The sequence below is a fragment of the Flavisphingomonas formosensis genome, from assembly GCF_009755815.1.
Classification (GTDB): domain Bacteria; phylum Pseudomonadota; class Alphaproteobacteria; order Sphingomonadales; family Sphingomonadaceae; genus Flavisphingomonas; species Flavisphingomonas formosensis.
Map to the genome: position 1 here is coordinate 275,972 of NZ_WRPK01000002.1, position 12,768 is coordinate 288,739.

Below are 12,768 nucleotides of genomic sequence, written 5' to 3' on the forward strand. Positions count from 1 at the left end.
CGGCCGGCCACCGGACCCGCTGATGCCCCGGCGCTGCGACATATGGCGCGTCGGCATCGTCGCGGCACCGGTCGAGCGGATCGCGGCCGCCGGGCTGACGTCCGATCTCCCCATCCGGTGGCTGGATGTCGGGCGGTCCTTCACCTTCGATGCCGATCCCTTCGGCATCTGGCAGGACGACCGGCTTCACCTGTTCGTCGAGCATTATGATTACCGCACCCGCCGCGGCGCGATCGATCATCTCGCGCTCGACGGCCACTATCGCGTCACGCGCCGCACGCGCGTGCTGGAGGAGCCGTGGCACCTCTCCTATCCCCATGTGTTCGCGGCCGACGGCGCGATCTGGATGCTGCCGGAGGCCTATCGGTCGGGCACGCTCACCCTCTATCGCGCCCGCGCCTTTCCCCATGATTGGGAGGCGGTGGCCCGGCTGCCGCTGGACGGCGCCGCGATCGACGCGACGCCCTTCTTCCACGAGGGCCGCTGGTGGCTGTTCTACAGCAGCGCGGGCGACCGGCTGCACCGCACGGGCAGCCTGCACGTCGCCTGGGCGGAACGGCTGACCGGGCCATGGACGCTGCTGCAGCCCGGCCCGGTGCGGCTCGATCGCGCGGGCGCGCGGCCCGGCGGACGGCCCTTCCTGCTCGACGGCGGGATCGTCCTGCCGGTGCAGGATTGCAGCCGCACCTATGGCGGCGCGATCCGCCTGCTGCATGTCAACCGGCTGGATCCGGGCGGCATCACGCTCCGGCCCGGCCGCATCCTCGCGCCCGATCCCGCCTGGCGCCCGTTCGACGCGGGGCTGCACACGCTGGACGGCTGCGGGCCCGTCACGCTGATCGACGCCAAGCGGATCGACCGCAGCGGCCGGGGCTGGCTCATCGATGCGGGGCGCTGGTTCCGTTCCCGGTCAGGACGCGAAGCCGCGCCATGATCGCAGCGCCGGCGCCCGCGAAGACGTCCGGCCCGAATTTCTCCAGCACATGCGCACGCGCGGCCACACCCATCATGTGCAGCCTCTCGGGCGCGCTCAGGCACTCCGCCAGCGCAAAGGCGAAGCCTTCCGCATCGCCCGGCGGAACGACTAAACCGGTGCGGCGATGCTGGATGGTGAAGCCCATCTCGCCCACGGCGCTGCCGATCGCTGGCAGGCCGGCCTGCATCGCCTCATGGACGCCGATGCACAGCCCCTCCGATCGCGACGGCTGCACATAGAGGTGAAGCGAGGCGAGGAAGCCGCGCGGATCTGCGGTGAAGCCGGCCAGCCGCACCTCGTCGCGGAGGCCGGCGGCATCGATCCTGCCCTGCAGCGCGTCCCGCTCTGCCCCCTCGCCCGCAATCTCCAGCATAAACGGCGTGGCCGGATGAAAGCCGCTCGTCTTCAGCCGCGCCAGCGCCTCGATCAGCAGGTCATAGCCCTTCACCGGGTGAAGCCGGCCGAGGCTGCCGATGCGCAGCGTTTCGCCCGGCCGCCAGGCCCGCGCCTGCGGTGCGGCCGCATCGGCGGCGAAGAGCGGCCAGATCGCCAGCCTGTCTTCCGCCACGCCGAGCCGCTGCCGCGTCAGCGCCGCGACGCATTCGGAATCCGCGATCCACAGTGCCGACCGTTTCTGCCGCAGCCGCAGCAGGACGCGGTTGGCCGGTTTCAGAAAGGCCGCATGCTGCCAGCTCACCACCGGCAGCCGGCGCCGCTGCCCGACGATCTGGCCGAGCAGGGTCGCGCGGGTCAGCGACGTCCAGATCACATCGGCCTGCTGCGCGGCGATGCGGGCGTCGAGCCAGTGCAGCGCAGCGCAATGATCCTTCTCGCCATCCGGACGCACCGTCACGTCCAGCCCGGCCGCCTCTATCGCCGCCAGTCCGCGCCGGTCGCGCCCGGTGAGCGCCAGCACGGAAACATCCGCACCCTGCGCGCGCAGCACGGCGCACACCGCCGGCACCGGCGCCGCCGCGCCGCCGCCCTCCACCGAGTTGATCACATAGGCGATGCGCATCAGGCCGGCGCGGCCACTTCGCCATGTGAGCCGCCCCGGCTTTCTCGGAAGACGAACCACAGCATCAGCAAGGAGGCGATCGCCGCCTGCAGCACCGCATGCCAGCCGGCGGAGATCAACCCGAAACGGCCGAGCAGCCACGGCAGCAGCGGCAGCGGGGCGAGATTGGCGAAGAGGTTGGCGCCCACCGACAGCGAGGGCCGGCCCATGGCGATCAGCGCGGCGCTGCACGGCGGGCCGGCCAGGGCGATCGCGCGCGCCAGCGTCAGCCACAGCATCACGCCCGCGGCATCGGCGAACCCCTTGCCGCCGATCAGGATCGCGACGTCCCGGCCGAACCAGACGAGGAGCAGCACGACCGGAACGGCCGCGGCCAGCGCGATGCCGATGCAGTGCAGCACCGCGCGCCGCATCCGCGCGCCATGATCGTGGCGGGCCGCCAGCCGGGCCAGCTCGGCAAAGGCCGCCTGCCCCAATATCTGCGCGGGCTGGGCGATCACCACCGTCGCACGCTGCGCGATGGCATAGAGGCCGACCGCGGCCGGCCCGAGCATCCAGCCGACGATCAGCGGCGCGATGCGTCCGGCAAGCTCGCCGAAGGTCACGTCCGCATTGGCGATCAGCATGAACCGCCAGATGCCCGGATTGTCCGCCCGCACTCCGCGCACCGTGCCGAGCAGGCTCACCCCCCGCAGCGTGCGGCGGGCGACATGGATCGCCATCCCCCACAGCACCGCCCATTCGAGCAGCGCCGCGATCAGCCAGGCGACGAGGAAGCCGAGCAACCCGAAACCGCAGGCCCAGACGATGGCGGCACCGATCAGCCGGGCGAGCGCGGGCACGGCATTGTGATAGCCGAGCAGGTCGAACCGGCCCATGAGCTGCAGATAGCCGGCCGGGGTCGAGCGCACCGATCCCAGCACCGCCAGGCTGTAGGGCAGCGCGAAGGCGAGCGCGGTGGGCGACCAGCCGAGTCCCGGCCCGAGCTGGGGCGCGAGGCAGGCCGCGGTGATCACCGCCGCGATGCCTGCGGTCATCTCCACACTCGCCACGAAACGCAGCAGTCGCATCAGGCGCAGCGGATCGCCCTTCGCCTGCCATTGCGCGCCATAGCGGACGACCGCATGCCAGCCGGGGAACTCGACGATGCCGCCGACCGTGATCGCGAAGGTGTGGACCAGCACGAGCACGCCATAGTCCCGCGCGCCCAGAGCCCGCGCCGCGACGATCATATAGGCAAGGCTGATCAGCCCCGCCGCCGCCTTGCCGGACAGCAGCCGCCCGAGATTTCCGTATATGCGGCGGACGATGCCGCCGGGTACCGCTTCAGCCATGGCTGATTGCAGGCTCTGCCACAGTCTTCCGCCGCCAATCCAGCCCTGCGACGCGCGCGACGGCCTCGGCCGCGCGCTCGGCAGACGGCCGGTCGCCCAGATCGAAGCTGTAGGCGAACAATTCTTCCTGCACCGGCCGGTAGACCGCGTCCTGGTCGCGCTGCGCGGCGGCGAGCGCCGGACCCAGCTCGGCGATGTCGCGAATCACCGGGCCGGCACGCCAATGGGCGAAATTGGGATCGCCCTGCCATTGTGTCTCGTGCGCGTCGACGAACACGCAGGGGCGCGGGCGGATGAGAAACTCGTAGATCTGGCTGCTCACGTCCCCCAGATAGATGTCGGCCCGGTTGGTATAGGCCATCGTCGTCGAGGCGCGGCTGCCGAGGTCGATGTGGATATTGGAAGCGCGCAGATAACGCTCCTCGATCCGCCCGGGCCGATCGATACGCAGCTTGTCGACGGTGACGACGAAGCGCCGCTCGTACAGCATCACGTGCGGCGCGAAGATCAGCTGATACTCCTCATGCTCTGCGAACCAGTCGAGGATCTGCCGCCCCATCGTGAACCAGGAGGAGAGATGCGGCGAGGGATGCGGGTTGTAAACCACGACCGGGCGCTCGTCGTTCGGCAGGCACCGGCTGGTCGTGTCGGCACACAGATCGAATTTGGGATAGCCGACGATGCTGATCTGCGCCGGCGCCACACCCGCGTCGCGGATCAGCCGGTCGCGGATCTTGGGGCCCGAAACCAGCACATGATCGAATTCCGCGCTCTCCCGGTTGAAGCCGATCGCGCGATCGCCGGCGCCGTGCCGGGTGTGGATGATCTTGAGCCGGTCGAGCCCGAAGCGCCGCTTGAGCACCAGCGAGGTCTTTTCCGCCACGACGAGTATGTCGAGCGAGCGGAAGAAATCCAGATTGTCGCCATAGACCAGCAACTTTTCCGCCGGTGCGACGAAATGGCTGAACGCCGCGATCGCCTTGCTGCCGCGCCGGTGCAGCCGCAGCGGATAGAGGCTCAGCCGGTGCCCGATCTCCGCGCCGGCCAGCCGGACGACCTCCGCCTGGACACGCATGTTGGTGGTCGCCAGGATGATCTCAGCGCCCGTGTCCGCCTGCGCGAGCGCCAGCGCGATCGGCAGGCTGTGCGCGACCTGATGCACCTGGTCGTGATTGAAGAGAAAGCCTATTCGCATCACCCAGCGACGTCGCCGGAAGGCGAAAACCGCAGCCATCGCGCGCAGAAAGTGGCGCCCGCACGAGCGGCGGCATGGCCTTCGATACCCCCGCTCATGACCGCTCGGCGCCGGCCAGCTCGGCCGCGCCGAGGCAGGCGCCCACCACGAGATGCGCCGCAAGGATCAGCGACGCCACCAGCGTGACCGCGGCGACGATCGGCAACGTCGTGCCGACCAGCGAGGCTGCGAGACCCGCGAACACGACGTCCTTGTTGGGGATGAGCGGCAGGCGCGACAGGAGCTGGCGCAGCGTCGCGAGCAGCAACAGCCAGCCGGCCGGCACGCCCGGCAGCAGCAGGTGCCACATGACCGCCGCCAGCGACATCATCGTCACGATCCGCACCGCGTGCATCGCGGTGACGAACCACAGCGCGCGGCGCGACAGGCTGAACATCTGCCGGCGCAGTGTCAGCGCGGTGATCGACGAGACCAGCACGACCGCGGCTGAAGCCAGCAGCGTGCCTCCCCCCAAGCCGAGATGGAGCGACCCGAAGACGGGCAGAGAGAGAAGCAGCAACAACAAAGTGAAGGCATTGCCGGCCAGCGCGCTCAATATGGCGACGTCCTTGATCGCGCCGAACGGTGCAGTAGCGGTATCCGCATTGCGCCGCGCCCAGGCGTAGAAATAGACTTCGCCGAGATAGCCGAGCAGTATCTCGTTGCTCACCAGCTTGCGCAGCAGCGCCGCCAGGCCCCGCGGCGGCAATCGCCACAGCCGGCGGAAGATGATCCATTCCGAAAGCGGCGCCGCCAGATAATAGCCGGCAAAGGCAAGCCAGAAGGCGATGCCGGTCGGAACGAGCGCGATCAGCGCCCGATAATCCATGTCGCGCAGCCGATAGGCCGAACAGACCAGGATCAGCGCCGGGACGAGCAGACCCGCCCAGCGCGTCCAGCTCCGGCCCGCCTGCATGAGCGGGGTACGGCCGAAGTCTGAAAATCTCTCGAAACCATTGGAAACAACGCGCGCGATCGTCACAGCATTCCTCGAAGAGCCGATATCCGTTTGTCTTTCGCGCGATACTGAGACGCCGTCGCGGTTCGAGGCCCGCATTGCCTTCCGAATAAAATCATGCGCCGCCCTGCCGCCCCATCAGAACACCATCCGCAGGCTGAGTTCGGCGCGGCGATCCGTCATCGTGCCGGCGCTGGTGCCGGTGGCGATATCGACCAGCGGACGCCGCAGCGACGCGAGTGCCAGGCCCCATTGGACATGGGTGGGCCGACCTTCCCTGCCATGGCTGAGGAAAGCGAGGCGCAGCCCGCTTCCCGGCAGCGGCGCGCCGTCGTCGAACGCCTCGACCCGATCGAGCGTGGAGCGGTACCGGCCCGTGCCGATGTGCAGATAGTCCAGCCGCAGCGAGGGGCCGTCCGTGCGGCCCAGGCCGAAGCCCAGCGTCGCGATCCGCGCGCTCGGCATGTGGGTGAAGCCGGGGCGCATCGCCAGATGCGGCTTCATCAGCGTCAGCATGGCATCGGCCTGCAGGCGCAGCCCATCCCTCAGATCCCGTGCCAGGTCGATACCGCCCGTGCGGATGTTGAAGCGGGTGCCGATCGGAGCATCCAGGCCGCCCTCGATGCGCGGACCCTTGAAGCGAGAGGCGAACAGGGTGAGATCGAAGTCCCCTGCCTGCGCCTGCCACAGATGCGTGCGCGCGCCCGGCAGGTTGATGCGGTCCGCCGGCTTGAGCAGCATCACGCTGTCCATCGGCGGCATGGCCGGCTTGTCCTGCGCCTGCGCAAGCGCGGCCGGGGTGACGATGGGCGGGCGCAGCACCGCACCCTGCCCATGCGCCACCATCGGCATCATCATGATCGCGATCGGGATCAGCGCGGCGGCGCGCTCCGATCCGGTTTCCAAAGCATGGCCCATTGGCTTGCCTCCCACTGACGAGGAGACGGCAGGACGACGGCCGACCACAGTCATTCCCAAGAAAAACAAATTTTCTATTCTGGGACTGCGGCGGCGCAGAGCGCTTGCCGTCCAAGCCTCGACATCGGTCTTGGACGCATCTTCATGCACACTCTCTGGAAGTCGGCCCTGGGCGCGAGCCTGGTGGCTATGGCCGCGCTTACCCTGCCACATTCCGCCCGGGCCGTTCATGCGGTTTCCCCGCCGCACAGATTCGACGGCACGCTCGCCGTGCTGACCTACAACATCAAGGGCCTGCCCTGGCCGGTCGCGCGCGGACGAACCGCTGCGCTGGCTCGGATCGCCGATCGCCTCGGCGCGATGCGGGAAACCGGGCGCGAGCCGCAGGTGGTGCTCCTGCAGGAAGCCTTCACCGGCGAGGCCCGGTCGATCGGGCAGCGCGCCGGCTATCCCTATGTGGTGAGCGGCCCCGCCGCAGCCGACGCCGGCTCCGGAACGATGACCGGCGCGGACCGCCGCTTTGCGGCCGATGCGCGCTGGTGGAAGGGCGAGACCGAGGGCAAGCTGCTTGGCAGCGGGCTCGAGATTCTCTCCGACTATCCGGTCGTCGCGGTCCGCCGCCTCGCCTTTCCCGCCTTCGCCTGCGCCGGCTTCGATTGCCTGGCCAACAAGGGCGCGCTGCTCGTCAGCCTCGCCATACCGGGCGTCTCGGCCCCGGTGGACGTGCTGACCACCCATCTCAACAGCCGCCACGCCTCAGGCGTGGACGATGCCCGCTCCAACTACGCCTATCGGCGCCAGGTGGCGGCGCTGACCGCCTTCGTCCGCACCGCCCACGATCCGGCTCGCCCGCTGATCGCCGCGGGCGATTTCAACCTCGGCTGGGTTGCCCCACGCCGCGCCGCGCTGCTGACGCAGGTGCGCGAGGAGTGGTCGCCCGCCGCGCCGGTGCGCGACGCGCTCGGCCAGTATCGGCGGCAGGGCGGCCTGCTCTCGCCCGATGCCGCCTTCAGCGCCCATCGCGCGCGCGACTGGCAATTCTACGCGGACGGCGCGACCAGCCGGCTGATCCTCACCGGGATCGACGTGCCTTTCGGCACCGAGCCATCGGGCGGCATGCTCTCGGATCATGTCGGCTATGTCGCCCGCTTCCGGATCCAGCAGGACGGGCTCCCGCCAGCGGGAATCATCCAGCAGGCCGACGCGTCCGGACTCACCAGGCCCGCGCGATCGAGAGCGTGACCGTTCTCGGCTTCAGCGGCGTATATTGGCGCGCGGCCATGATCGAGAAGGGATTGCCGAATGCGAAGGTGTCGCCGCGCGTATCGAACAGATTATCGATGCGCAGGCCGAGCGTCAGCCGGTCGCGGCTCAGCAGCCCGCCCATCGACACGGTCGTATACTCGCCCATGTTCCGGTCGAGATTCTGGTCGAAGCTCAGCCGGGCAGAGCCGATGAAATTGGCCTGGGCGGTGATGCTCGCCAGCCATGGCCCGAAGGGATGATCATAGCGTGCCGATGCGCGGGCGGTGGCATTCGGCGTGATCGGTAGCCGCCGGTCATCCAGCCTGGCACCGTCCTCGGTGCGCGTCAGCATCGCGTTGACATAGGTGGCGCCAGCCGACAGCCGCACACGCGGCACGGGCCGCCATTCGGCATTGGCCTCGATCCCGTAGATCCGCCCCCGTCCCGCGTTGCGTGTGGAGACCAGCCCATTGGCGAGCAGATAATCGGACTGGATATGGCTCCATAGCGTGTGGAACAGGCTGAAGCCGAAGGCGACGCCACGTCCGGTCGCCGTCCGGCGGATGCCGAGATCGAATGTCCCGAGCTCGTCGGAATCGAAGCGGCGTGAAGGGAATTCCGCGGCGGGCGCCAGTCCGCCCGGCCGCAGCGCACGGGCATAGCGCAGATAGACCATGGTCCGATCGGAGCGATTCCAGGCGATCGCCACGCTCGGCGACAGCAGGGTCTTGGAGATACGATCCTTGGCGCCCCCCGACTGCTCGACCGACTCGTCCTCCGCGACGGTGCGGAACAAACGCGCGCCCAGCGTCGCCTTCACGCGATCGACGAGCGGCACCGTCGCCTCGCCGAACAGCGCATATTCGGTCACTCTCCGGTCCAGCGTCTCGGCCGTCACCGAGGCCGTGTCGCCGGTCACGACCGCGTCGTCGTGGCTGCGCGCACGCAGATAGGATGCACCGATCAGCCAGTGCGAGGCGCCGCGCGGCGACAGCCGCATTTCGTGATTGACGATCGTATAGGTCCGGTCGTCGGTGAAAGTTGCCGGCCCGGTGAGCCCGAAGGCGCCGGCCCCCGCCGTGGCGTCGAGCGTATAGTTGACGATGTGCTTCACATAGCTGCTGGTCGCGAGCAGGACGAGATCGCCCAGCCCACCCTGCACGGTGGCGGCCGCCGAGCGGAAATCATTGTCGGTCGGCTCCGCGATCCGCGCCGTCCGGCTCAGCGTGTCGACCGAGGTCACATATTGGCTGTCGCGCGAATCGACGTTCTGCACGATGCCGGAGAGATCCACCGTCCAATCCGGCGCGGGCTGCCAGCGCAACGCCATCCGCCCGCCCAGCGTCTCGGTACGATTGGCATTGCCGGTCCGGCCCACATTGTCGATCCATCCGCCGGCGCTCAGCCGATAGCCGACCGCGCGTATCGCCAGCCGGTCGGTGACGATCGGCTGGTTGATCACCACCTCGCCGCCCGCGCCGGGGCCGCCGTCCGCAATCGTCTCGCCGATGAAACGGATGCTGCCGCTGGGCTGGGCGAGATCCGGCTTGCTCGTCACCAGATGATAGATGCCGCCGAGCGCGCCCGAGCCGTAGAGCGGTCCCTGCGGCCCCTTCAATATCTCGATGCGCTGCATGTCGATCAGCCGGATGTCCGGATCGGGCGCGTCGAAGGTGATGCGCGTCTCGTCGAGCTGTATCGAGACGGTCGCCTGGCTCGGGCCGTTGAAGGGGCTGTCGGCCACGCCACGGATGAACTGGCGGTTGCGGCCGGGGCCGAGATTGGTCAGCGCCAACCCCTCCACCGACAGAGCGAGATCGCGGCTGCCCAGCGAAACGCGCCCGGTGTTCGTCGCGTCCGGCGCCACCACGGAAAGTGACATCGGCACCTGCTGCAACAGCTGCGGCCGCTTCTGGCCGGTGACGACGATATCCGCGCGGGGTGCAACGGGAGCGGGCGGCGCATGCTTGACCGGCGGGCGGGCACTCGGCGACGCGGGCGGACGGCGCCAGTTCGGATCCCGCTCGATCCGGTACGCGGCGGCGCCGACGCGAACCGCCCGCCAGCCGCTGTCGTCGAGCAGGCGCCGCAGCGCCTCGTCCGGGCTCATCCGGCCATGCAGCCGCCGCGTCTGCAGGATCGGCAACGCCCCCGTCCAGCCGACCGACAGCCCGCTGGCCTGGGAGAAGGCGTTCAGCGCCGAGGCGATCGAACCCGGCGGAATGTCGAAGGAAAAGGATCGGTCGCGTGCTGCCGCGTCTGCAATACCGCTATCGGCGATCAGCAGCGCGAATGCGCACGCGATTGCCCTTCTCGTCGTAGGAGACGGCCATGAGATCTGCGAGATTGGCCAAGAGCCGCGACCCATCCCCAATGACCAACACCCCCGAGAATTGCCGACTTCTGATCGCGGGATCCACGCTTACCGTCTTTCCCGTATAGCGCGAGATGTCCGCCGCGACGACGGTCAACGGGGTGTTGTTGTAGACGAGGCGGCCCTGCCGCCAGGCGCCGACATCGCGGGCGTCGACCGTGGCGAGCCGGCTGCCCTGGGCGCCGCGCAGCGCGACGAGCTGCTGTCCCGCCGCCACCTGGGTCGCATCGCCGCCATCCGGCGAGACCGAAACCTGCCCTTCCGCAACGGCAACGGTCACTGCGTCCGCCGCCAGGTTGAGCTCGAAACGCGTGCCGATGTCGCTCACCGCATAATCGCCGGCCTTGATCGACAGCGTGCGCGCGGGATCGTGCGCGACGTCGAAATAGGCATCCCCGGCCGCGAGCTCCAGTCTGTTGGTGTCGCCGCCTCGCGCGATCAGTCGGCTGGCCGGGGCGAGATCCACCGATGCGCCGTTGCCGAGCGCGATCTGACGCGTCTCACCTGCGGATGTGGCAAAAACCTTGTCGGCCGGCGAATGCCACACAGCCGGAATGCCGACCGCGAAAGCGAGCGCGGCGGCCAGCGAGCCGACCAGCCAGCGCCGCCGCGCCGGAGATGCCGGCTCGGGCTCGATCGGCTCGATCACGGTCAGCTGGCGCAGGGTCGGCGCATGCTCCTCCACGATGCGGTCGATCAGCGCGATCTCGTCAAATGCCTCGCGATGGCGGGGATCGGCCTCCAGCCACAGGGTGAAGCCATCCCAATCGGCATCGTCGCCCTCCAGCGCACGATGCCAGGCGATGGCCTCGTCCAGCAGCCGTTCGTCGATGTTCGACCCCGCCGTCATGGCGAATACATACCTCGAAATCCACCTGTCCAGGCCGAGACGTCACACATTCGTCGTCACCTCAGTCACGCAGCGCTCGCCGAAGATATTTCATGGCCACCGCCATATGCTTCTCTACGCCGCTTTTCGATATTCCCAGCCGCGCGGCGACTTCCGCATGGCTCAATCCTTCCAGCTTGTGCAGCTCGAACGCGCGACGGGCGCCATCGGGCAGGGTCGTGACGGCGGAGGCCAGCAGCGCCGCCTCCTCCCGCTCCAGCAGCAGGTCCTCGGCATTCTGGCTGCCGTCGGCCGGCTCCATGCCCTCGGCCGGATGACCGGTGCGATCGTCGGACCAGACCCGCTCGCGCCGCATCCGGCGCTGCCGCTCGCGCAGCCGGTCGACCACCAGATTCTGCGCCATGCGATAGAGATAGGCGCGCCCGTTGGCGACAGGGCCGGCCGGAAGCTGGCGCAGCTTGATCCACAATTCCTGGAGTATGTCCTCCGCCTCGCTGGCATCCCCGGTCCGCGCGGCGAGGAAACGCAGCAGATCCGCGCGGTGCGCGCGATACAGGGCTTCCAGTCCTTGGGTGCTGTCCTCCTCCACGCGGAACTTCTAATCCAGCCCGCTATGTACGGGAAAGCCGGCAGATCGCCGCAGGGGGTGGAAATTCCGGTTCATCATCCGCCGGATACCAGCGCCCCGGCAAGCCGATCCAGAAACTGGTCGCACAGCCCGAGCTGCTCCAGATCGACATATTCGTCCGCCTTGTGCGCCTGGTCGATCGATCCCGGCCCGACGATCACCGTGGAGAGGCCCGCACCCTGGAACTGGCCGGCTTCGGCTGCATAGGCGACGGCGCGCGTCTCTTTGGTCGAAAGCAGGCGCTTGGCCAGCGTCTCGGCATGGCCATCCTCCTCGGGCGCCAGAGCGGGGGCATCCGCGACCACCGCGGTATGCGCCTCCACTGTCGGGAAGGCGGCCCGCAGCGGCGCCATGATCTTGGTCTCGAGCCGCTCTTCGAACCGGGCCAGCACGGCGCGGCCATCGACGCCGGGGATGCTGCGCACGTCCCAGTCGAACGAGGCCCGGCCGGCGAGGATGTTCACCGCCGTGCCGCCGGCGATGCGGTTGATCGAAAGCGTGGCGCGCGACGGTTCGAACCGCCTGTCCTGCCGCTCCGCTGCCAGCTCCTGCTCGATCGTCTGCAGGAGGGTGATCGCCCGCGCGGCGATGCCGATCGCGCTGACGCCGAGATGAGCGAGGCTCGAATGCGCCTCGACCCCGCAAATCTGGGTGCGCGCGACCAAAATGCCCTTATGCGCGTTCACCACCCGCATCGAGGTCGGCTCGCCGATGAAGGCGATCGCCGGCCGCGGTGCCTGTTCCGCCAGCCAGGCAAGCAACTTCGGCGCGCCGACGCAGCCCACTTCCTCGTCATAGGTGAGCGCCACATGCACCGGCCGGCGCAGCGGCGCCTGCGCGAAACGAGGCGCGGCGGCCAGCACGCAGGCGATGAATCCCTTCATATCGGCGACACCGCGGCCAAAGGCGCGCCCGTCGCGCAATTCCACCCGGAACGGATCGCTCGTCCAGTCCTGTCCGTCGACCGGCACGACGTCGCTGTGGCCGGACAGCACGATGCCGCCGTCCACCTTTGGGCCGATCGTCGCCCAAAGGCTGGCCTTAGCGCCGTCGGGCGACGGCAGCACCTGCGCCGCGATGCCGGCCTCGGCCAGCCGCGCGGCGGCGAAATCGATCAACGCACGGTTGCTCCGCGCCGAGACGGTGTCGAACGCGACGAGATCGGAAAGGAGCGCGAGCGTGTCCTCGCGGGGCTGAAGCGGTGAGGCCATGAGCAGGGATAGGCGCTTCGCA

General features: G+C 69.0%; 11 protein-coding genes and 1 pseudogene. 2 read left to right on the forward strand and 10 right to left on the reverse strand.

Translation table 11 applies throughout. The annotated features are described in order from the left end of the window. Nucleotides 1–22: 22 nt before the first annotated feature. Nucleotides 23–934, forward strand: a complete 912-nt coding sequence (locus GQY20_RS07385; protein ID WP_198350867.1) for a glucosamine inositolphosphorylceramide transferase family protein — start codon at nucleotides 23–25, stop codon at nucleotides 932–934. Here GQY20_RS07385 and GQY20_RS07390 read toward each other — a convergent pair. The 5 genes from GQY20_RS07390 to GQY20_RS07410 form a co-directional block, all read right to left on the reverse strand. Then, the gene (locus GQY20_RS07390) at nucleotides 879–1,994 is read right to left on the reverse strand and encodes a glycosyltransferase family 4 protein (protein WP_157216421.1); all 1,116 of its coding nucleotides are present in this window, start codon (nucleotides 1,992–1,994) and stop codon (nucleotides 879–881) included. The genes GQY20_RS07385 and GQY20_RS07390 overlap by 56 nt on opposite strands. Continuing rightward, nucleotides 1,994–3,328 carry a lipopolysaccharide biosynthesis protein gene (locus GQY20_RS07395; protein ID WP_157216422.1) on the reverse strand — a complete coding sequence of 445 codons (1,335 nt, stop codon included), beginning with the start codon at nucleotides 3,326–3,328 and terminating at the stop codon, nucleotides 1,994–1,996. Before GQY20_RS07395 ends, GQY20_RS07390 begins: the two co-directional genes overlap by 1 nt. Next, nucleotides 3,321–4,523: a hypothetical protein gene (locus GQY20_RS07400; protein ID WP_157216423.1), complete on the reverse strand. Its 1,203-nt coding sequence runs from the start codon at nucleotides 4,521–4,523 to the stop codon at nucleotides 3,321–3,323. Before GQY20_RS07400 ends, GQY20_RS07395 begins: the two co-directional genes overlap by 8 nt. A 94-nt stretch (nucleotides 4,524–4,617) precedes the next feature. Further along, nucleotides 4,618–5,544: a hypothetical protein gene (locus GQY20_RS07405; RefSeq protein WP_157216424.1), complete on the reverse strand. Its 927-nt coding sequence runs from the start codon at nucleotides 5,542–5,544 to the stop codon at nucleotides 4,618–4,620. Between the two features lie 114 nt (nucleotides 5,545–5,658). After that, a complete protein-coding gene (locus tag GQY20_RS07410) occupies nucleotides 5,659–6,438 on the reverse strand; it encodes a hypothetical protein (RefSeq protein ID WP_157216425.1) in 780 nt (259 codons plus the stop codon). 144 nt (nucleotides 6,439–6,582) lie between these two features. Between GQY20_RS07410 and GQY20_RS07415 the strand changes: the two genes are divergently transcribed. Then, nucleotides 6,583–7,680 carry an endonuclease/exonuclease/phosphatase family protein gene (locus GQY20_RS07415; RefSeq protein WP_157216426.1) on the forward strand — a complete coding sequence of 366 codons (1,098 nt, stop codon included), beginning with the start codon at nucleotides 6,583–6,585 and terminating at the stop codon, nucleotides 7,678–7,680. On the opposite strand, the gene GQY20_RS33010 is transcribed toward GQY20_RS07415, so the two are convergent. From GQY20_RS33010 to argE, 5 genes and pseudogenes are all read right to left on the reverse strand, one after another. Further along, nucleotides 7,652–9,061, reverse strand: a complete 1,410-nt coding sequence (locus tag GQY20_RS33010) for a TonB-dependent receptor (RefSeq protein ID WP_408641068.1) — start codon at nucleotides 9,059–9,061, stop codon at nucleotides 7,652–7,654. The genes GQY20_RS07415 and GQY20_RS33010 overlap by 29 nt on opposite strands. 201 nt (nucleotides 9,062–9,262) lie before the next feature. After that, nucleotides 9,263–10,051: pseudogene (locus GQY20_RS33015) on the reverse strand (TonB-dependent receptor plug domain-containing protein); the annotation flags it as partial. Further along, nucleotides 9,954–10,907: a FecR family protein gene (locus GQY20_RS07425; protein ID WP_157216428.1), complete on the reverse strand. Its 954-nt coding sequence runs from the start codon at nucleotides 10,905–10,907 to the stop codon at nucleotides 9,954–9,956. The pseudogene GQY20_RS33015 and the gene GQY20_RS07425, both read right to left, overlap by 98 nt. Nucleotides 10,908–10,968: 61 nt before the next feature. Further along, a complete protein-coding gene (locus tag GQY20_RS07430; protein WP_232475935.1) occupies nucleotides 10,969–11,496 on the reverse strand; it encodes an RNA polymerase sigma factor in 528 nt (175 codons plus the stop codon). A gap of 74 nt (nucleotides 11,497–11,570) precedes the next feature. Further along, nucleotides 11,571–12,746 (reverse strand): acetylornithine deacetylase, encoded by a 1,176-nt coding sequence (argE, locus tag GQY20_RS07435; protein ID WP_157216429.1) that lies wholly within the window; start codon nucleotides 12,744–12,746, stop codon nucleotides 11,571–11,573. Nucleotides 12,747–12,768: the final 22 nt, after the last annotated feature.

Coding starts and splice junctions, on each gene's coding strand:
- GQY20_RS07385 (WP_198350867.1), top strand. CDS start 23: ATGCCCCGGCGCTGCGACATATGGCGCGTCGGCATCGTCGCGGCACCG.
- GQY20_RS07390 (WP_157216421.1), bottom strand. CDS start 1,994: ATGCGCATCGCCTATGTGATCAACTCGGTGGAGGGCGGCGGCGCGGCG.
- GQY20_RS07395 (WP_157216422.1), bottom strand. CDS start 3,328: ATGGCTGAAGCGGTACCCGGCGGCATCGTCCGCCGCATATACGGAAAT.
- GQY20_RS07400 (WP_157216423.1), bottom strand. CDS start 4,523: ATGCGAATAGGCTTTCTCTTCAATCACGACCAGGTGCATCAGGTCGCG.
- GQY20_RS07410 (WP_157216425.1), bottom strand. CDS start 6,438: ATGGGCCATGCTTTGGAAACCGGATCGGAGCGCGCCGCCGCGCTGATC.
- GQY20_RS07415 (WP_157216426.1), top strand. CDS start 6,583: ATGCACACTCTCTGGAAGTCGGCCCTGGGCGCGAGCCTGGTGGCTATG.
- GQY20_RS07425 (WP_157216428.1), bottom strand. CDS start 10,907: ATGACGGCGGGGTCGAACATCGACGAACGGCTGCTGGACGAGGCCATC.
- argE (WP_157216429.1), bottom strand. CDS start 12,746: ATGGCCTCACCGCTTCAGCCCCGCGAGGACACGCTCGCGCTCCTTTCC.